Annotated in this window: 15 protein-coding genes and 2 pseudogenes; 7 read left to right on the top strand and 10 right to left on the bottom strand. The window is 62.6% G+C overall.

Annotated elements, in window-relative coordinates; translation table 11 throughout:
* Positions 1 to 178: 178 nt before the first annotated feature.
* A pseudogene (locus ACVMIH_RS14535) lies at positions 179 to 295 on the top strand (transposase); the annotation flags it as partial.
* Between the two features lie 128 nt (positions 296 to 423).
* Here the strand turns inward: ACVMIH_RS14535 and ACVMIH_RS14530 are convergent.
* The 3 genes from ACVMIH_RS14530 to ACVMIH_RS14520 form a co-directional block, all read right to left on the bottom strand.
* Positions 424 to 2,064, bottom strand: coding sequence for an arylsulfatase (locus ACVMIH_RS14530; RefSeq protein WP_456866486.1), 1,641 nt, complete (start codon positions 2,062 to 2,064; stop codon positions 424 to 426).
* 13 nt (positions 2,065 to 2,077) lie between these two features.
* Positions 2,078 to 3,076: a formylglycine-generating enzyme family protein gene (locus ACVMIH_RS14525; protein WP_456862279.1), complete on the bottom strand. Its 999-nt coding sequence runs from the start codon at positions 3,074 to 3,076 to the stop codon at positions 2,078 to 2,080.
* A gap of 354 nt (positions 3,077 to 3,430) precedes the next feature.
* Positions 3,431 to 3,796, bottom strand: coding sequence for a hypothetical protein (locus ACVMIH_RS14520; protein ID WP_456862277.1), 366 nt, complete (start codon positions 3,794 to 3,796; stop codon positions 3,431 to 3,433).
* 483 nt (positions 3,797 to 4,279) lie between these two features.
* On the opposite strand from ACVMIH_RS14520, the gene ACVMIH_RS14515 reads away from it, so the two are divergent.
* Positions 4,280 to 5,371 (top strand): SphA family protein, encoded by a 1,092-nt coding sequence (locus ACVMIH_RS14515; protein WP_456862275.1) that lies wholly within the window; start codon positions 4,280 to 4,282, stop codon positions 5,369 to 5,371.
* On the opposite strand, the gene ACVMIH_RS14510 is transcribed toward ACVMIH_RS14515, so the two are convergent.
* The 5 genes from ACVMIH_RS14510 to ACVMIH_RS14490 are packed head-to-tail and all read right to left on the bottom strand — an operon-like array spanning position 5,317 to position 10,097.
* Positions 5,317 to 5,646, bottom strand: a complete 330-nt coding sequence (locus ACVMIH_RS14510) for a hypothetical protein (protein ID WP_199805218.1) — start codon at positions 5,644 to 5,646, stop codon at positions 5,317 to 5,319. The two genes, ACVMIH_RS14515 and ACVMIH_RS14510, sit on opposite strands and share 55 nt — an antisense overlap.
* Positions 5,647 to 6,195, bottom strand: coding sequence for a hypothetical protein (locus ACVMIH_RS14505; RefSeq protein ID WP_141340719.1), 549 nt, complete (start codon positions 6,193 to 6,195; stop codon positions 5,647 to 5,649).
* Between the two features lie 25 nt (positions 6,196 to 6,220).
* Positions 6,221 to 8,149: a DUF3604 domain-containing protein gene (locus ACVMIH_RS14500; RefSeq protein ID WP_456785380.1), complete on the bottom strand. Its 1,929-nt coding sequence runs from the start codon at positions 8,147 to 8,149 to the stop codon at positions 6,221 to 6,223.
* Positions 8,146 to 9,156, bottom strand: coding sequence for a HupE/UreJ family protein (locus ACVMIH_RS14495; protein ID WP_456866484.1), 1,011 nt, complete (start codon positions 9,154 to 9,156; stop codon positions 8,146 to 8,148). Before ACVMIH_RS14495 ends, ACVMIH_RS14500 begins: the two co-directional genes overlap by 4 nt.
* A gap of 56 nt (positions 9,157 to 9,212) precedes the next feature.
* Positions 9,213 to 10,097, bottom strand: coding sequence for a peptidylprolyl isomerase (locus ACVMIH_RS14490; RefSeq protein WP_456862273.1), 885 nt, complete (start codon positions 10,095 to 10,097; stop codon positions 9,213 to 9,215).
* Between the two features lie 277 nt (positions 10,098 to 10,374).
* Between ACVMIH_RS14490 and ACVMIH_RS14485 the strand changes: the two are divergent.
* A pseudogene (locus tag ACVMIH_RS14485) lies at positions 10,375 to 10,677 on the top strand (IS5 family transposase); the annotation flags it as partial.
* A 357-nt stretch (positions 10,678 to 11,034) separates the two neighbouring features.
* Here the strand turns inward: ACVMIH_RS14485 and ACVMIH_RS14480 are convergent.
* Together ACVMIH_RS14480 and ACVMIH_RS14475 are read right to left on the bottom strand one after the other, a co-directional pair.
* Positions 11,035 to 11,460, bottom strand: a complete 426-nt coding sequence (locus ACVMIH_RS14480; RefSeq protein ID WP_016840840.1) for a universal stress protein — start codon at positions 11,458 to 11,460, stop codon at positions 11,035 to 11,037.
* Positions 11,461 to 11,617: 157 nt separating this feature from the next.
* Positions 11,618 to 12,160, bottom strand: coding sequence for a SixA phosphatase family protein (locus ACVMIH_RS14475; RefSeq protein WP_456862271.1), 543 nt, complete (start codon positions 12,158 to 12,160; stop codon positions 11,618 to 11,620).
* Positions 12,161 to 12,255: 95 nt separating this feature from the next.
* Here ACVMIH_RS14475 and ACVMIH_RS14470 point away from each other — a divergent pair, with 95 nt between their 5' ends.
* The 4 genes from ACVMIH_RS14470 (at position 12,256) to flgK (ending at position 18,269) form a co-directional block, all read left to right on the top strand.
* Positions 12,256 to 13,752 carry an NAD(P)/FAD-dependent oxidoreductase gene (locus tag ACVMIH_RS14470; RefSeq protein ID WP_456862269.1) on the top strand — a complete coding sequence of 499 codons (1,497 nt, stop codon included), beginning with the start codon at positions 12,256 to 12,258 and terminating at the stop codon, positions 13,750 to 13,752.
* 76 nt (positions 13,753 to 13,828) lie between these two features.
* A complete protein-coding gene (msrB, locus tag ACVMIH_RS14465) occupies positions 13,829 to 14,329 on the top strand; it encodes a peptide-methionine (R)-S-oxide reductase MsrB (RefSeq protein ID WP_456862267.1) in 501 nt (166 codons plus the stop codon).
* Positions 14,330 to 14,512: 183 nt separating this feature from the next.
* Positions 14,513 to 16,345: a flagellar hook-basal body complex protein gene (locus ACVMIH_RS14460; RefSeq protein WP_057016673.1), complete on the top strand. Its 1,833-nt coding sequence runs from the start codon at positions 14,513 to 14,515 to the stop codon at positions 16,343 to 16,345.
* 46 nt (positions 16,346 to 16,391) lie between these two features.
* Positions 16,392 to 18,269 carry a flagellar hook-associated protein FlgK gene (flgK, locus tag ACVMIH_RS14455; protein WP_168855002.1) on the top strand — a complete coding sequence of 626 codons (1,878 nt, stop codon included), beginning with the start codon at positions 16,392 to 16,394 and terminating at the stop codon, positions 18,267 to 18,269.
* Positions 18,270 to 18,276: the final 7 nt, after the last annotated feature.

Genomic DNA, 18,276 nt, shown 5'->3' with positions numbered 1-18,276 from the left:
AAGCTACGCAACTTTGGTTGATCTAGATCAATTGATCTCCGCCTTGGGTCGGCGAAGAACTCTACGTGAGTACAATGCGTCCACTTTCGGGTGCATAGCGACCGATCGCCGTCGGTCAGCGCCTCATCGAGCTGACTGCCGAGCCGTGGTTCCAGCGCCTGACCGAAGGCGCCGAATCATGCGCCACGAACTCTCCGACGACGAATGGACTGCCATCGAGCCGATGCTGCCCAACAAGCCGCGCGGCGTGCGACGAGCGAATGACCGCCGCGTCCTCAACGGCATCTTCGTGCGCAATTTCGGAATATTAGAAGAATGTCCCTGAGTTGCCCGACGTGTCAAATCGCCTGGTCGAACGCCGGCCGAAAGGCCGGAGGAGACGGTGTTGGGCGGCATGGACGCCGCCCAACACGATCATGAATCTCATTTCGCCATTGCGGTCCTGGCGGCCTCGATTTTCGCCTTCACGGAATCGAGGTTGAAGCTCGCGCCCTTCTGCATCGGCGGAAACTCGATTGCGGTCATGGCCAGCTTCTCGACCTCCTGTTGGACGAACACGAAGCGCCAGAACTCATATTTGAACCAGTCGAAGTACTGTTGCGCGCCGTATTTGGTCCCGCTATCAGGCCAGCCCGTTCGCTCGAACGGATCCAGGCGAAGGTTGATCAGGTAGGGGACGTCAACCTTGGTTTTTGCGCCCAGCCAGCCATCGGGCTGGTCGATGAAACGATACTTGTAGTCGTCGATGCGCACGGCCCCCAGTTCGCTCTCGCCGAAGTACCAGATTTCGTGTCGATTCGACGGCCCCTTGCCGGTGATCATGTCCATCTGATTATAGCCATCCAGATGGCACTTGTAGGTGCGATCCCCGATTTGCTTGCCCTTCTTCAGTTCTTCGGCAATGTTCGGGTTGCCGGCAGCCGCCAGCAAGGTCGGGAACCAGTCCAGCCCGGAGATGATGCCGTTCTCGACTTTGCCCGCCGGGACCTTGCCCGGCCAGCGGATCATCGCCGGCGCGCGGAAGCCGCCTTCCATGACCGTACCTTTGCTCTGCGCGAAAGGCGTCTGTCCGCCATCCGGCCAAGTGAAGACTTCGGTGCCGTTATCCGTGGTGAAGATGACAATGGTGTTGTCATCCACGCCCATGTCCTTGAGTTTTTTCATGACGAGGCCGACATCGTCGTCGAGTTGCGCCATGCCGGCTTCATGAATCGACCAGCCGTTCTTGGAGTTGCGCATCGCCTCGTACTTCGGCGACAAATGCGTGACGATGTGCATGCGGGTCGGATTGAGCCACAAGAAGAACGGCTTGTTATCGGCCTTGGCCCTTTCAACGAACGACAAGGCGAAGTCTCGGATTTCATCGTCCACCGTTTCCATCCGCTTGGGATAGAGCGTTCCGGCGTCTTCAATCCTCTGCTTGCCGACCTTGCCCCAGCGGGGATCCACGGTGGCGTCGTCCACATTGGTCGCCCACGAATGGATCATGTTGCGCGGGCCGACCTTGTTCAACAGGTCCTGCGGATAAGCAGGGTGGGCCGGATCTTCCATCGCGTCGAGGTGATACAAATAGCCAAAGAACTCGTCGAAGCCGTGCACGGTCGGCAGAAATTCGTTCTTGTCGCCAAGATGGTTCTTGCCGAATTGGCCGGTGGCATAGCCCATGCCCTTGAGCGCGGTGGCAATGGTCACAGCCTCCGCCGGCAAGCCCGTGGGGGCGCCGGCCTGGCCGACCGTTGTCATGCCGGTGCGGATCGGCAGCTCGCCGGTGATGAAGTTGGCGCGGCCTGCGGTGCAACTCGCCTCGGCGTAATAATCGGTAAACAGCATGCCTTCTGCGGCGATCTTGTCGAGGTTCGGCGTCCGGCCGGCCATCATGCCACGATGGTAAGCACCGATATTCCAGATGCCGATATCGTCCCCCATGATGACGACGATATTGGGCCGCTGGCCGCTCGGTGCCTGCTGCGCCTGGGCCAGTGCCTTTTCGACTGATGCGGCGGCGCCTAGTGCGGATGCCGCCGCCAGGCTTGTCGTCGCGAGCAAAACATTTCGACGGCTCATATCGCGTGAGGCGTTATCCTTGTCGTCGCTCATCACTTGCTCCCTTCCTCATGATGCATCGAAAGCCAACATGGCTCGTGGACGTATCCACCGCTTCCGCATGGCGCGCAGCCGGGCGATAGCGACGGCAGTAGTTCGGCGCGCAGAGATGCGAGCCGCCTTTGAGAACCTTGCGGGGAATTTTGATCCTGGGCAGAGACGGATCGAAGCTGTCTTGCTCACGCCCGCCGCGTGGATTGTCCGGAATGCAGCACGCCTTGGCCGCGTCGGCCTCATGTTTGCTGGACCACCAATCTGTCGTCCACTCCCAGACGTTGCCGATCATGTCATGAAGGCCGTAGCCATTCGGCGGGAACGCCATCACCGGCGAGGTGCGCGCGTAACCGTCGCTGCTGAGATTTTCGTACGGAAAAGCGCCTTGCCAGGTATTCGCCATTGACCTGCCGGCGGGCATGAGCTCGTCGCCCCAGGCGAACTCGGCTCCGTCGAGGCCGCCGCGCGCGGCAAACTCCCATTCGGCTTCGGTCGGCAAGTCCTTGCCTGCCCACGCCGCGTAGGCCTCGGCATCGCGATAGGCAATGTGGACCACGGGATGATCGTCGAGGCCGCTGATCGAACTGCGGGGGCCATATGGCCGGCGCCAGTTGGCGCCAAATTTGAAATTCCACCATTGCGACCAGTCGCGCAAATCGACTGGACGCTTCGGTGGCGTGAAAACCAGCGAGCCTGCCTTGAGCATGTGCGGCAGTGCGCCCGGATAGTCCTTTGCGTCAGGCCGCGTCTCCGCTGACGTCACGTAGCCGGTTGCGTTGACGAACTTGCGAAAATCGCGATTGGTGACCGGCGTGCGGTCCATCCAGAAGCCGCTCACCGAGACGCGATGGACCGGCGCCTCTTCGGCATAGTGCCTGTCGGAGCCCATGCGGAACGTGCCGCCCGGAATCCAGATCATGCCCCTTTGGCTGGGCCCATCCGACAGAGGTACGCCTGCCGCAACGCCAACGTCGTGCATGAGCTACTCGCAATGAACGAGTTTTCAAAATTACGATCGCCGCCCCGAGCAATTTCGAGAATCTCTCGGCAGCTTTCTAGCTCGCCGATTCGTCGGGGGAGCGTTTAACGCCTTGGTCAGTCAGAAAGACGATCGAGTATCTGGAGCGCGAGGCCGACTACGCCGTTCGCAGCGGCACAACCTAGAGTATCACGTTGTAGCCGGGCAGCAAAGGTTTGCAATCCGGGCAGCAAAGGCAATCATGCTTGTAACAACTAAGTGTGAAGGCGCGACTACAACCCTGAACATCCTGGATCAAGTCATGAGGACGTCCGATCTATCCCCCGGCAGCAGGCGCCGCGGCGACAGTACGGGTTAGTTTGGAGCCTTTTTCTTTTTGCTCGCGCCCCGCAAAGCTGCTGCCGAGGTCGTGACTGATCCATCAGTCATTTGAAGGCAGGTCAAGAGATCGACATAGCTCGCTTCGCCTATCGTCGCCTCGGCCTCACACTGGGTCCTGACTGCCGGGGAGTACGAAGACCAAATCGGGCTCAGCTGTTCACGCGCTGAGTTCTCATCGCTCAAACACTTGTCTAAACTTTGAGGCAAGCTCAAATTCATCGCCTTGTCGGCTTCTACCGACGCTCTGCAAGTAGCCTCGACGTTGAATTTTGGGACAGCATCGGAAATGGGCGTCAGCAATTGAGTAGCCGCCGCCATGGCCATGATTGCAGGGTGCATGGGATATCCTCTCCAATACCGGGCTGTCCAATGCGAGCCGCCCGTCATCCAAGCCGATCCGCGCCGTGATGCGGCGGATCCAGCAGAAGATTTTCAGCCGTGGCCATAACGACTGGCCCCGTCGTTCAAGAGAAAGCGAATCTTGGGCAACGTCCGAGAAGATGGTCGATAGAAATGGAAGGCGCAGGTCCAAGTCACAACGCCGCGCCTACGAACCTAGCAAGATGAGATGCTTCCAGTAACGCATCCTTCATTTATTGATCTAGATCAATCGAGCCAGGCCGCCTCGTCTTTGCCGAGAGCCCCTGACGGCTATGCAAAAAGTGCCAAGGCTGTGGCGTTATGGACACAACCTTCCAATAAACCTCCGGCTGAACTCAAGTGTGCCGAATTCGCGTGGACGAACGGCGGCGTCAGCTTATTCTTTCCGAGTTTCTACCTCGCCGGAGCAATGGTGGGATCGCGAGAGTCGGGGAATCGGCGATGCGGTACTTTAAACCGAATTTGGGACGCAGATTTTTTTCGCAGTGGCATTTGAGTGTCGGGGCGCTTGCCGCTTTGCTGGCGCTTTTCACCCAACCGGCTCGCGCCGATGAAAATGGCATCAGCTTTTGGATACCCGGATTTTTTGGCAGCCTCGCGGCCGTTCCTCAGCAGGCGCCGGGCTGGTCGGTAACCACGGTTTATTATCACACCTCCGTTTCCGCCGGCGGCGACGTGGCACGGTCGCGCGAAATCACGCTTGGTCGCTTTCCCGCGAATCTAACGGCCAACGTCAACGCGAACGTCAATGCGAATGTGAACCTTGGCCTTGTGGCCGGGACCTACACCTTTGCAACACCCGTGCTGGGCGGTCAGGCTTCTGCCAGCCTGTTGGCGACCTACGGCTCCAACTCCACGTCGCTGGCGGGATCGCTCGTTGGGACATTGACGGGACCGGGCGGCGGCACGTTCCCCTTCTCCCGGTTTGACAGCATCGACAGCTCGCTCATTGCATTCGGCGACCTGATCCCGCAGTTCGCGCTGCGCTGGAATGCCGGTGTCAACAATTACATGACGTACGTTACCGCCGACCTTCCGGTCGGCGCCTACCAGTCGGGCCGCCTGGCGAATCTGGGGCTTGGGCACTGGACAGTCGACGCAGGCGGCGGCTACACCTATTTCGATCCAAAGACCGGGCATGAATTTTCGACGGTGCTGGGATTCACCTACAACTTCGTCAACCCCTCCACCCAATATCAAAGCGGCGTCGACATGCACCTCGACTGGGGCGCATCGCAATTCCTGACCAAGCAGTGGCAGGTCGGCCTCGTCGGTTACCTCTATCAGCAGCTCGGCTGCGACAGCGGCTCCGGCGATCGCGTCGGCTGCTTCCGGTCGCGCGTGGCCGGTGTCGGCCCGCAGGTCGGCTACATTTTCCCGGTCGGAGACATGCAGGGATATCTGAACCTGAAGGGCTATGGCGAATTCGCCAATGAAAATCGGCCAGCAGGCTGGAACGTCTGGCTGACGTTCAATCTTCAGCCCGCGGCGCCAACGCCGCCGACATCCACAAGGCCCAGATTCACGAAATAGCAATAGCGGTGACGCTGCCACCGGTGCCGTGCTGAAGACATGCCGATTAGCGGCGGACCGGGCCAGCAAGCAATGCCTAGCGCGATAAGGGCAATACCGGTCAGTCGCCCGATCGGAATGGCAATACCAGAAAGGTCTTCACCGAACAGCAAATGTCCGACGAGTGACGGAACGATTACCAGGGCAAGGCCGGTTACTGTTTCGGTTATGGCGGCGAAAATCAACGCTTTGTTCAGCGCAGGATCAAGACTGCTGCTGGACTTGACCCAACGCATTTATGCACACCGGCAATAGAACTGCAGAAAGCGCGACACCTCGGTTTCCGTGCCGTAGAGGCGGATGAGGCCGTGTCGGTAGGCGTCGCCTACCGACAAGCGATGGTTGGCTATCTCCCGAACCACGTCCTCGCCACTGATGAGGACGAGTTCGCCGACAGGCGGTGCAGAGACATGAACTTGCGCATGCAGGTCGCCGCCCTCTGGCGTGAAGCGAGTCCATAACATCGGCTCTATCAACAGCAGCGCAAAAGCCATCGGCGCGTTCTCACCCGCCGGTATCCGCAGCTGCTCTCCCAACTGTTCGAGCGATCGCACGGTGCGGTGATAGGCCCAAAGATCGGGCGTACGCGCCGGGGGCGGAAGCCGCCGCTCGCTCACCGCCTGCGCCATTGCGCCCAGGACATGCAGCGCGTCGGGGTAGGTCCAATTCAGCATGCCGCGCGCGAGCGTGACGTCATCGTGGTAACCGCAAGCCGGGGCTTGGGACGGCGCCCAGGCAGCGCACCAGCCGAGCACGAAAACTGCGGCAATCCGGTGCTTTCGCATGAAGCCCTCCGTTTCAGCCCCGGCACTACTTCGCCGGCGTGTACCAGATGGGTGACGTAAAGGCTCGCTCGGTGACCTTCATGGCGGTGCCGGGCAACGGCGTGACGCCGTAGCGTTTCGCGTCGTAGGCGGTCCAGCGCGGGGTCGGAATCTCGATCACCCGGCCGTAGTAGAAGGCCGGCCGACTTGGGTCGAATTCGTGATCTTTCCACACCGTGATGAGCTCGGGCGCGCCGATCGTGTTGGTCCACGTGGCATTCGCCACGTCTACCGTATCGCCAACTGATGGCAGCTTGCCATCGTTGCCGGGCTTGCGATCTCCCGACCAGACGACATCAAAAACCTTTTCACTCACGCTGCCGTCCTTTTCGAGCCAGCCCTTGATGATCTGGTAGCGATCAAGGTTGGCGCCGATCGGGTCCTTCAGCGCGGCGACCAGAAACGTCGGTACCTTTCCCTGCGGCGCTGCGCGCAGGTCGCCGCCCATGGGCACGCCCTTGCTGTAGCCGACCTGGGCCGGCAGGCGATTGTCCGCGTCCTGGGGCACGAAATCCCAGCCCCCGAAGAAGCGCACGATCACGCGGGTGCCGGTGGTGGAGTAGGTCTCCTTACGTTGCATGGCATCCCAAATGGACGTGCGGGTGTTCTCATTAGCCCACACGGCGGCATAGCCGGAGGAGCCGACCTCCCAATCCATGATCTTCACGCCGGTCGTCTTGTTATCGATGAAGGTAGCGCCCATCCGGTGCGGGCTCGGCTCTTGCGGAACGGTCTTGCCGAAGAAGTTGTTCTCCTCCATCGCGGAGAGGGCGGTGTGCGCATCGCTGCCGCTGACGAGGCCGAACTTGTAGGGGTTGATGCCGAGGCGCTGCTCGAGCTTGAGGCCGTTCTTGTAGGCTGAACGTACATACTCGAACTCAAGCATTTCCTTCTTCTTGGCAACACTGCCGTCGAGGTTGCCCTTGTCCCAGATTTCGAACGCAGCGAACTCGTCGTTCGGCGACAAATACGGATGAGACTCGCCGGTGCCCTTGGTCTGTGTGGCCTCGTAGAGCCGCTCCCACTTGGCGCGTTGCTCCGCATAGTCGCGGTCGAGGGCCTTGCCGAAAGCCTCGACCACGGGGAACATCGTTCCGTTGCTCAAATTGCCGTTGTGGGCAATCGCCAGTACGCTGCCGCCGGTCTTGGCTTCGTAGCCTTGCATCCATTTCCACAGGTCGGCCGGATTGTCGCTGCCGTAGGGCGGATACACGGTGAACGGCTCGACCTGGCTCGCCTTGTCACCGTTGTCGCGGTAGATCACGTTGCGATGGAGGTTGTTGCCGCCGGTATTCGAGGTCCATTCGTAGGCGATGAAGGTGGTAAAGCGGCCGGGATCGTTGAACTGTTCAGCAGCCTCGATGGTCTTCTGCCACGCGCCCCGATAGGCACGCGTTCCCGGGAAGTACATCAGGTCCTTCGGAAACGTACCGTGCGAAAACTGAACGATGATATCGATCGCGGCCTCGGCGCCCTGGCCAGACTTGATCATGTCGTACCATTTGCGACCGGTCGGGTCGGCGAGAAGATCAGGCTTACCCGCGAACAGGTCCGGGAAGAAGCCCATGTTGTCGGAATGATCTGTCACCGCAAGCCAATCAAGCGGCCGGGAAAGTTTCACCGGCTGGCCCGTGTTCGAAGTGACTTGTTCGCCGCGGGCAAAGCGATAGGCGTCCTTCGGGTCGAGCCGGGCGCCGAATGCGCCGGCATCCATCGAAAACGAAGTATGCAGGTGCGTGTCGCCAAAGAACGGTCGCGTGGGAAACTCGCGATTCACGTAAGGCGAATAGGCGGGCTTCTGCAGGGATTGTTCGAGCTGATCCTTTTCCGGCGCGCCAACGTCCTGGGCGAATGTTGGCGAGATGAAACAGGCGGCACTCAACCCGGTAACGATCTGCAACACCGTTCGTTTCATGTGTTTCCTCCCCAAAATCGATGAGCCACGTCAAATGCAGCGATACGCTCGATTACCCAAAACATGGCAAGACTCCCGATGGCATAAGACGTCGCGACGCTTGCCCAGCGGATTCTCGATCTGTGAAAACGCAGAAACCAAAAGGAGAGGCACATCGTCGCTGCGATGAACAGCAGCTGGCCGATCTCCACCCCGATGTTGAAGAACAGGAGCGCCAGCGGCACGTGTCCTTCCGGCAGCCCTACCTCGCGCAGCGCGCCGGCAAAGCCGAATCCGTGCAACAGGCCAAAAGTGAACGCGACCAACCACGGCGCTCTTGCCGCCAGGCCTTCACGCCCCTGCTGCAAATGCACGATCTCACCGGCCACAAACACGATGCTCAAGGCAATCACCGCCTCGACCGGAGCAGCCGGCACATGCACATAGCCGAGCGTCGCCAGTGCCAGCGTGATGCTGTGCGCGACCGTGAATGCGGTTACCGTCTTCACCAGCAGCCAGGTCCCGCGGGTGAGGATCAGCAGCGCCAGCACGAACAACAGGTGGTCGATACCGAACAGGATGTGCTCAACACCCAGCCTGAGATAGACGCCGGCGACCGACCAACCGGTCTGCTGCAGGGGTATCATTGCTGCCGGCTCTTGCGGAGTGAGCCGCCGCACCCAGTTGGTTCCGTCAAGGAAGACCATGCGCACCAGGGCGTCTGTCATGGTGTTTTGAAGTCCATCGATGCGCACCGTCTGTCCACGCAACGGAACGAGCGCGCGAAAGCGCCACGTTTGCACGGCGGCATCGACGGCAGCACGCGTCGTCATCGGCGTGAGGTCTTCCGCGCTGCCGGAGAAAGTCGCCGTGAGCGCCAAGCGAAGCTGCCCGCGCATCGGCGTCTTGAACAGGACGTCGAATTCACCGGGCCGCTCTTCGCGCACTTCAAGATAGGAGGGACGAACCTCATGGGCCGAACAGGGCGTCGGCCACGCAAGGCCCCAAGCCGCAAAAATCGCGATCATGGCGAGCTTGACGGAGTGGTGCGCCCAGGAGCGAAGCTTGCGTGAGCGGCGCGCTGTCACGGCTGCCTCGAGGAGGCGGCCGCGATCGGCACCATCAGCGGCTTTAAGGCGTCATCGACGACAAGACGGTATTTCTTGCGCAGTCCCGCGAGATACAGTTCCTTCGTCGTTCTCTCCTCCTCGCTTCTCCACGCCTCGACGACCTGCTCGCGCAGATCGGCAAATGGACGTAATTGGCCTTCTTGCCGGGTCGAAACGCGCACCAGGTGCTGGCCGTACCCTGATTCGATCGGGCCGCTCCAGACACCGGGCTCAAGCGAGAACACCGCCCGTGCAAAGGCGCCGCCGAAAGCCGCGGACACAGACTGCTCGGTCTCGTCGCGGAAATCAGCTTCGAGCAACAAGCGGTCGCCCAAGGCTGCCGTCGAGAGCGCGCCGTCGTCGCGCAGCCGCTGCAATGTTGAGGTGGCGTCCGACTGCGCGTTGGCGCGTTGCTGCGGGCTGAAATAGACCTGCGTGAACGAGATGCGTGCATCGCTGCGGAAGAGCTGGGCATGCCCGGCGTAGAACTGCTGCAATTCGGTATCCGATGGTTCGGCCCGGCGTGCGGTATCCTCAACAAGAAAGGTCAGTTTCTGCGCCAGGCGTCGCCGGACGATCACGTCGTTATCTTCGAGTCCCAGGGAGCGCGCCTCGCGTGCGAGCAGCAGTTCATCGGTGTAGTCCGTGACCAGCCCGCGCAGCTCTTCCGGTGTTGGCTGACGCCGCCACTGAGTGGTCCAGTTTTGTGCCAGCCACTCGATATCGCCAGCGCCGACCTGGAGGGACGGGGTTTGGCCCGCGTTCGGATCTTCCGGCGCGCGATTCATCCAGGCATAAGCGCCGAACAAGGCGGCGCCTGCGATCAAGAAATGAAGCAAAGGCTCTTTCAACAGCTTCATGGTAGCCTCTGTAGCGACCAGCGTATCGCGTCAGGTAAAGGTCGCCTTCACGCCCACATCTTGATCCAGATCAATCGCCCGGCCTCGCGCCGGCGTGTCGCGGAACACAGGCGAAAGCGGGCAATGTCCGCATTGGGCTATTCTCGACGGATTCATCAGCGATTGTCGGCAGGTTGATGTCCGCCTCTGCCCGTAAGCGCCGAACGGGGGCTGAGCCAGGAGCGTTGCGTTTGGCCGGACTCCCGTGATTCAAACTCTCAAACTGCTCGCTCGAATCATGCGCTACGAACTCGCCGACTATGAATGGACTGCCATAAGGCCGATGCTACCGAACAAGCCGCGTGGCGTTCCTCGAGTGAACGATCGACGTGTCCTCAATGGCATCTTCTGGGTCCTCCGATCAGGAGCACCCTGGCGTGATCTGCCGGAGGCGTTTGACCCATACACCACTTGCTACAACCGGTTCGTCCGCTGGCGGCGGGCTGGTGTCTGGGGCCGCATCATAGAAGCGATTGCCGCCGCCCATGATGCCGCTGTCCAGATGATCGACACCTCCATTGTCCGCGTGCATCAAGAATCAAACAATGTCGTCGCGTGGCGACGCGGTACGACAGGCTTGCCGCTAGCTATCTTGCCTTCGTTCAACTCGCGTCAATCAGGCTATGGCTGCGCCTTAATGAGTCCGCGCCCTAGTCCACGTCTGGTTGGATTAAAGCAGGCTGAGATTAGGCTGCGACCGCAAATAGGGCGCGTCCCGTCTCCCGCCTGGGGGCGAGTGGGACGCGGGAGCGATTTCGGAATACTAGAAGAATATCCCTGAGTTGCCCGACGTGTCAAGTTGCCTGGTCGAGCGCCGGCCGCCGCCGGCTACTTTGCATGGGGTTGTTTTCGATATTTTGGCAGCGCCGCCTGCGGCGGCCCTGTAACGCATCCCGCTTTAGTGCCGCACCACCAGCACCGAGCATTTGGCGTAGCGCACCACGTGCCCGGCATTCGAGCCGAGGAAGTAGGTGCGCATCGCCGGCCGGTGCGAGGTCATCACGATCAGGTCGGCCTTCATGGTCGCGGCCTCCTCGAGGATCTCGTGATAGATGCCGCCCTGGCGGACCACGCCCGAGATGCGGGAGGGTGCGATGCCGGATTCGCGCGCGACGATCGCAAGCGCCTCTTCCGACGTCTCACGCTGCTGGCTGTCGAAATCCGCCGGCACGTATTCGGCGAGCATCACTGGCGTCATCGGCAGCACGTTGAGCAGACGCACCGTCCCGTTCCATGTTTGCGACAATGTTGCAGCGGTTGCGATCGCCGGTTTCGCCAGGTCGGTATCGGCGAGGTCGATCGGAACGAGAATGGACTTGTACATCTGCGCCTCCTGTCCGCGATTGGTCTGGAGCCGTTTGGTCCCTGTGCCCGGGACGCGCGCCTTCTTTTTCTTGAAGTCGTTCTGGTATCGACGCGAACCGGTCCCCCTGTCGCGCAGACGTCAATATAGCATGGCCGCGCGGCGCTGTCCGCTTGCGTCAGCTGCGCGAGGCCTGCTTCAACAGCTTAGGGCTGATGAACAGGACGAGCTTGCCGCGCCGGAACGAGACGTCGTTCCAGTCGTCGGTCGCGAAGTCGAAGACGGCGAGCCCCGAGGTCGGCAGATTGTCGCCGAGCGCGCGCTTTGCGGCCTCGTCGCCGCTGCCGGTCAAGGTCAGCGCGAGCTCGTGCATGCCGGGGTTATGGCCGATCAGCATCAGCCGCTTCGGATCGGTGACCGAAGCCATCCGGATCGCGGTCAGCAATTGCACCGGATCGGCGCCGTAGAGGTCCGGCACGAATTCGACTTTCGGCGCATGCCCGGCGCCCCTCAGCACCTCGCGCACGATCTCCCAGGTCTGCCTGGTGCGGACCGCCGGCGAGACCAGCGCCAGATTGGGCAGGGGCGGATGACGGGCGATCCAGCCGCCGATCTCCGCCGCGTCGCGGTGGCCGCGCTCGTCGAGACGGCGGTCCTGGTCGTGCCCCGAAGGCGCGTCGTGTTCGGTTTTGGCGTGACGCAGCAGCAGCAAACGGCGCATGGACTTCCATTCTCGATTCGGTCAGGTCGAATTAATTCTACAGGTTCATGCCCTGGACAAGGTGACAAGCGCCGCAGCGGTCCGTAAGAAACGCCATGAGCGAGAGTTCCACAAGTGCGGCGGACGGCCCCGATCAGGCGGCCTCGCCGTTCCGCGACCGTCTGGCGTTCGACCTCGACGTCGACATTTGCGTGGTCGGGGCCGGGCTGGCCGGCCTGACCGTGGCGCGTGAGGCGGCGCGGCTCGGTGCGAGCGTTGCGGTGCTCGAGGGCCGCCAGATCGGCTGGAACGCCTCCGGTCATCATCTCGGCACCGTGATGCCGGGATTCGGCCTGCCGATATCAGATGTGATCGAGCGCGTCGGCCTCGACGATGCCCGCGAATTGTGGGCGCTATCGAAGGAGGGCGCCGATTATGTCCGCGCCACCGCTACCGAGGATTTGATCCCGGGCATCGAGCCGAGCGATGGCGCGCTGGAAGTCTCCAATGTCGATGTCGGCGAGGCGCTGATCGGCCGCCTGCAGACGCTGGGCGAGGATTTCGCGACCGAGGTCGAGGGCTGGCAGGTCGATCGCGTGCGCAGCGTGCTCAGGACCGGCCGCTATTTCCACGGCATCTATTATCCGAAGGCGTTCCAGATCGATGGCCGCAAATATGTGCACGGCCTCGCCGCGCTGGCGACGCGGGCTGGCGTGCGGATCTTCGAGGAGACGCCGGTCGTCAGCATCGATTTTTCCGGCATCCGCAAACGCATCGTGACGCCGACGGCGCGGCTGCGGGCCAACCATATTGTCCTCGCCGGCAATATCCATCTCGGTGCGCCGTTGAAGCGGCTGTCCGATACGCTGCTGCCGGTGTGGCGCTACGCGGCATTGACCGAGCCGCTCGGGGAGCGGCTGGCGGAGTCCATCGCCTTTCCCGGCTCGGTCGTCGACAGCGACGGCATCGACCATTTCCGTGTCGTCGATGGCGATCGGCTGCTGTGGGCCAGCCCCGAGACCACCTGGGACGCACGGCCGGAGCGCCTCAGCTCGGCGGTGCAGCGCCGCGTCGCCACGGTGTTTCCGCAACTCGGCAAGGTTCCGGTCGCGGAGATGTTCGGCGGCGCGGTCGGCGTTACCGTGCACGGCATGCCGCAGATCGGCCAGTTGCGCCGGGGCCTGTGGGTGGCGAGCGGCTTCGGCCGGCAGGGACTCAACACCTCGGCGCTCGCCGGGCAGCTGATCGCGCGCAGCATCCTGTGGGGTGACGATCGTTGGCGGCTGTTTTCGCCGTTCGAGCTGGTCTGGGCCGGCGGCACCACCGGCCGCGTCGCCGGTCATTTCGTCAGCCTGTGGGCGAGGGGGGCCTCGTCCGTGGCGGGTGTTCTGGCGCGCTACCGCGAGGGTGCGCGTGCGAAGGAGCGCCTGCGCGAGGCGCGGCTCGCCGAGGCCAATCTCAGGGCGGGAACCCGGGGACCCGCACTCCGCCGTCCACCCCCGTCGGCTGTGCGGCCGGCGCGTCCGCCCGCGCCCAGGCAGATCGAGGACGGCGAGGCGCCGTATCCGGATGCCTCGCAAGAAAGTGAGCGGATCTCCGACGGGCGGATGTAACGTCCGCCGGCGGGATTCGTATCTGTTGACGAACCTCGGGGCACGCCCCCTGAGCCGTCCGCACCGGAGATGATTGATGATCGATCGCCGCATCCTGCTTGCTTCCGTCGCCGGTCTGTTGGGCTTCGCCGCCTTCCGCTGGCTCCGCGCCTCGCCGGCGCAGGCCGCCGAGAAATTCGAGATCGAGAAGACCGACGCCGAATGGCGCGCCCAGCTGACGCCGCAGCAATACGAGATCCTGCGCAACCAGGGCACCGAGCGGCCGGGATCGAGCCCGCTGCTCAAGGAGCACCGCAAGGGCACCTTCGCCTGCGCCGGTTGCGACCTGCCGCTGTTCTCGTCCGAGACCAAGTATGAGAGCGGCACCGGCTGGCCGAGCTTCTACAAGCCGCTGGACAATGCGGTCGGCACGACGTCGGACCGCACCTTCGGCATGGTGCGCACCGAGGTGCATTGCCGCCGCTGCGGCGGCCATCTCGGCCACGTCTTCGACGACGGCCCGAAACCGACCGGACTGCGCTACTGCATGGACGGTTTCGCGCTGGTGTTTCACCCGGCGGCGCCATCGGCGACCTGACATTCCTTCCCGGCAATTGTTGCCGCTCCCGGCAAATGTGCCCCGGTCGAACGACCGGGGCATTTTTTTCAAGCGGATGATTTTGTTACGTTTTGTTTCGTGGCACGACCTTTGCGACATGCTCCGCCGATGCGGCCATTCCTGTGATTGCCAGCCGCCGGGAATCGAATTGGAGAACATGTCATGGGTATCTTCGGCGCTCTCACGACGGCTGTCGGTGGCTTGCGCGCAGGGTCGTACGCGCTCGAGAACATCTCCGGCAACATCGCCAACTCGCAGACCACCGCCTTCAAGCGCATCGATACCTCATTCCTTGACCTTGTGCCGCAGACCGCGCTGACCGCGCAACTTGCCGGCGGCGTCACCGCGCAGTCCCGTTCGACCAACTCGGTGCAGGGCGACGTCCAGTCGGCATCGGTCGCGACCTTCATGGCGATCAACGGCAACGGTTTCTTCGCGGTGCAGAAGCCCGGCAGCTTCACCGACGGCGCCCCGGTGTTCGACGGCGTCGACCGCTACACCCGCCGCGGCGATTTCCAGCTCAACAAGGACGGCTATCTCGTCAACGGCGCAGGCTACTATCTCGAGGGCGTGCCGATCGACCCGACCACCGGCAACCCGGCGGGCTCATCGCCGCAGGTGCTGCAATTCAAGAACGACTTCCTGCCGGCGCAGCAGACCACCAAGATCGACTATCGCGCCAACCTCGCGTCCTATCCCTTGACCACCGCGCACGACACCTCGGTTCCCGGTTCCGAGCTGATCCGGCCGGGCGCGTTCAGCAGTGGAAACAATCCGTTGGTGCTGGGCACGCCGGCTGCGCCGTATACCGATTCCGCCATCACCGGCACCGCGCAAAACAACAAGGCGACGCCGTCGGTGGCCATTACCGCCGCGACCCTGCTTTCAGGCGCAGCCGGCACCGATTCGATCAATACCAACTTCAGCGCCGGCTCTGCGGGCCCGCCCGTCGTGCCCGCCGACACGATCACGGTCAACGGCACCGTCATCACCTTCGTGGCGTCGGGGGCGACCGGCAACCAGCTCAACGTCACCGACAGCATCGGAACGCTGCTCGCGAAGATCGACGCGATTACCGGTACCACGACGCCATCGACGATCAGCGGCGGCAAGATCACCCTGCACTCCGGCAAATTGGCCGATCTCAACGTGACGAGCTCGAACGCGACCGCCTTTGCGGCGCTCGGCTTCACCGGGTCGGCGGTCGCGGTTCGCGGCGGCGGCGGCACGGTCGGCACCGGCCAGGTTATCGGCAACGACAACTCGACCTTCCTGAACGAATCCGTCTCGGGCGGCGCCGTCACGGCCTACGACGTGTCGGGTGCGCCGGTGAACCTGCAATTCCGCTGGGCCAAGACCGACAGCTCCTCGCTGGGCAGCGGACATACCGACACCTGGAACCTGTTCTATCAGGTCAATCCCAATGCGACCGGCACGCAGGTCTCGTGGCAGAACGTCAACGTCAACTTCACCTTCGCCTCGAACGGCCAGATGTCGCCGGCGATCTCCTCGGTGGCGCTCACCAATGCCGTCGTCAACGGCGTGTCGCTCGGCAGCCCCGTGATCAATTTTGGCTCCGGCGGCGTGACCCAGTTCGCCGACGCCAACGGCAACGTTCAAGTCAACCAGATCCAGCAGGACGGTTTCCCCGCCGGCCAGCTGCAGTCGGTCAGCGTCTCGACCAACGGTCGCATCGTCGGCAACTACACCAACGGCCGCAACATCGACCTCGCCGAAATCTCGGTGGCGACCTTCAACGGCACCAACTTCCTCAAGCGCATCGACGGCGGTGCGTTCGAGGCGACCGACGAGTCCGGTGCGGCGCTGTTCGGCAAGGCCGGCACCATCGTCGGTTCCTCGCTCGAGAGCTCGAACACCGATATCGCCGACGAGTTCACCAAGCTGATCGTGACCCAGCAGGCCTATTCGGCGAACACCAAGGTGATCACCACAACCAATTCGATGGTGCAGGATCTCCTGAACGTGGTGCGCTGATCGCATCGTTGCTGCACGTGTGAAGAAGTAAAGGCGAGTACACATCATGGGTTTGAGCCAAGCCCTCTCCACCGCGATGTCGGGCCTGCGCGCCACGCAGGCCTCGCTCTCGCTCGTGTCGTCGAACGTCGCCAACGCGGAGACGCCCGGCTACGTCAGGAAGACGCTCAACCAGGTCACCGGCACCACCGGCCAGTACGGATCGAGCGTCCTCATTACCGGCGTCAACCGCCAGCTCGACGAATTCCTGCAGACCCAACTCCGAACCGAGACGTCGGGCGCGGCCTATGCCGACGTCCGCTCGGATTTTCTGGCCAATTTGCAGGGCGTGTATGGCAATCCCGACTCCACCGGCACGATCGAGGACGCCTACAACAAGTTCCTGACCGCGCTGCAGGGGCTGTCGACCAGCCCGGAATCGCAGTCGGCCCGCATCGGCGTGATCAATGCCGCGCAATCGATGGCGCAGCAGCTCAACGCGACTTCGCAGGGAATCCAGACGCTGCGCGCCAACGCCGAGGCCGGCATCAGCGACTCCATCAACAGCGCCAACAATGCGTTGCAGCAGATTGCGCGCCTCAATGTCCAGCTGGCGGCCAATGGCGGCACGACCGATGCCTCGACCGCGGCATTGCTCGATCAGCGCGACCGTTACGTCACGCAGCTCTCGCAGCTGATGGACATCCGTACCGTCACCAACAGCCAGAACCAGGTGAGCGTGTTCACCAATTCCGGCGTGCAGCTGGTCGGCACCGAGGCCGCGACGCTCAGCTTCAACGCCCAGGGCACGATGACGCCCAACACGTTGTACAATACCGACCCGACCAAGAGCACGGTCGGCACCATCACCATCACGTTCCCGCATGGCGGCACCTATGACATGGTGTCGACCAATTCGATTCGCTCCGGCAAGATCGCCGCCTATCTCGAGTTGCGCGACAACACGCTGGCGCAGGCCCAGACACAGATCGATCAGTTCGCGGCCGCGATGTCGAGCGCGTTGTCGGACAAGACGACCGCGGGCACCGCGGCGACGGCGGGGGCGCAGTCCGGCTTCGACCTCGACCTCTCGGGGCTGCAGAACGGCAACACCATCCACGTCTCCTACAAGGACAACACCACCGGCCTCACGCATAATCTGTCGATCATTCGCGTCGACGATCCGAACGTGCTGCCGCTGAGCAATACCGCGACCGTCGATCCGAACGACGAGGTGCTGGGCATCGATTTCTCAGGCGGCATGAGCTCGGTGCTGTCGCAGCTCAACGGCGCACTCGGCGGAACCGGCCTGCAATTCTCCAATCCGTCCGGGTCGACGCTGCGCGTGCTCGACGACGGCGCCGTCAACAAGGCCGATGTGACCGCGGCGTCGGTCACGTCGACGGTTTCGTCGCTGACCTCGGGCGATCCGCACCTTCCGCTGTTCACCGACAATGGCGGACTCTACACCGGCGCGATCACCGCGAACGGCTCGCAGACCACCGGCCTTGCCGCGCGCATCAGCGTCAACACCGGCCTGATCGGCGATCCCTCGCGCATGGTGGTGTACTCGACCAATCCGCAGACGCCGGCCGGCGACACCACGCGCGCCAACCTCGTTCTGAACCAGCTGTCGAACGCCTCGTACAGCTATTCGCCGCAGACCGGCCTTGGCACGTCAGGCGCGCCGTTCACCGGCACGCTGCTCAACTTTGCCAAGCAGTTCATCAGCCAGCAGGGCGAGTCGGCGACCGCCGCCAAGCAACTGGCTGACGGCCAGGACGTCGTGCTGAACACGCTGCAGACCAAGATGGACTCGACCTCCGGCGTCAACATGGACGAGGAGATGGCGCATCTGCTTTCGCTGCAGAACGCCTATTCCGCCAATGCGCGCGTGATGTCGTCGATCAAGCAGATGTACGACGCGCTGCTGCAGCTCACGTGAGGGTAAC

Source organism: Bradyrhizobium sp. USDA 4503 (assembly GCF_054055815.1).
The sequence above is the reverse complement of the archived record's forward strand: the minus strand, read 5'-3'. Positions and strand labels throughout refer to the sequence as shown.

What these genes read in the sequence shown, in the direction of transcription:
- ACVMIH_RS14530 (WP_456866486.1), bottom strand. Translation starts at nt 2,064, where the DNA reads ATGAGCCGTCGAAATGTTTTGCTCGCGACGACAAGCCTGGCGGCGGCA.
- ACVMIH_RS14525 (WP_456862279.1), bottom strand. Translation starts at nt 3,076, where the DNA reads ATGCACGACGTTGGCGTTGCGGCAGGCGTACCTCTGTCGGATGGGCCC.
- ACVMIH_RS14520 (WP_456862277.1), bottom strand. Translation starts at nt 3,796, where the DNA reads ATGCACCCTGCAATCATGGCCATGGCGGCGGCTACTCAATTGCTGACG.
- ACVMIH_RS14515 (WP_456862275.1), top strand. Translation starts at nt 4,280, where the DNA reads ATGCGGTACTTTAAACCGAATTTGGGACGCAGATTTTTTTCGCAGTGG.
- ACVMIH_RS14510 (WP_199805218.1), bottom strand. Translation starts at nt 5,646, where the DNA reads ATGCGTTGGGTCAAGTCCAGCAGCAGTCTTGATCCTGCGCTGAACAAA.
- ACVMIH_RS14505 (WP_141340719.1), bottom strand. Translation starts at nt 6,195, where the DNA reads ATGCGAAAGCACCGGATTGCCGCAGTTTTCGTGCTCGGCTGGTGCGCT.
- ACVMIH_RS14500 (WP_456785380.1), bottom strand. Translation starts at nt 8,149, where the DNA reads ATGAAACGAACGGTGTTGCAGATCGTTACCGGGTTGAGTGCCGCCTGT.
- ACVMIH_RS14495 (WP_456866484.1), bottom strand. Translation starts at nt 9,156, where the DNA reads ATGATCGCGATTTTTGCGGCTTGGGGCCTTGCGTGGCCGACGCCCTGT.
- ACVMIH_RS14490 (WP_456862273.1), bottom strand. Translation starts at nt 10,097, where the DNA reads ATGAAGCTGTTGAAAGAGCCTTTGCTTCATTTCTTGATCGCAGGCGCC.
- ACVMIH_RS14480 (WP_016840840.1), bottom strand. Translation starts at nt 11,460, where the DNA reads ATGTACAAGTCCATTCTCGTTCCGATCGACCTCGCCGATACCGACCTG.
- ACVMIH_RS14475 (WP_456862271.1), bottom strand. Translation starts at nt 12,160, where the DNA reads ATGCGCCGTTTGCTGCTGCTGCGTCACGCCAAAACCGAACACGACGCG.
- ACVMIH_RS14470 (WP_456862269.1), top strand. Translation starts at nt 12,256, where the DNA reads ATGAGCGAGAGTTCCACAAGTGCGGCGGACGGCCCCGATCAGGCGGCC.
- msrB (WP_456862267.1), top strand. Translation starts at nt 13,829, where the DNA reads ATGATCGATCGCCGCATCCTGCTTGCTTCCGTCGCCGGTCTGTTGGGC.
- ACVMIH_RS14460 (WP_057016673.1), top strand. Translation starts at nt 14,513, where the DNA reads ATGGGTATCTTCGGCGCTCTCACGACGGCTGTCGGTGGCTTGCGCGCA.
- flgK (WP_168855002.1), top strand. Translation starts at nt 16,392, where the DNA reads ATGGGTTTGAGCCAAGCCCTCTCCACCGCGATGTCGGGCCTGCGCGCC.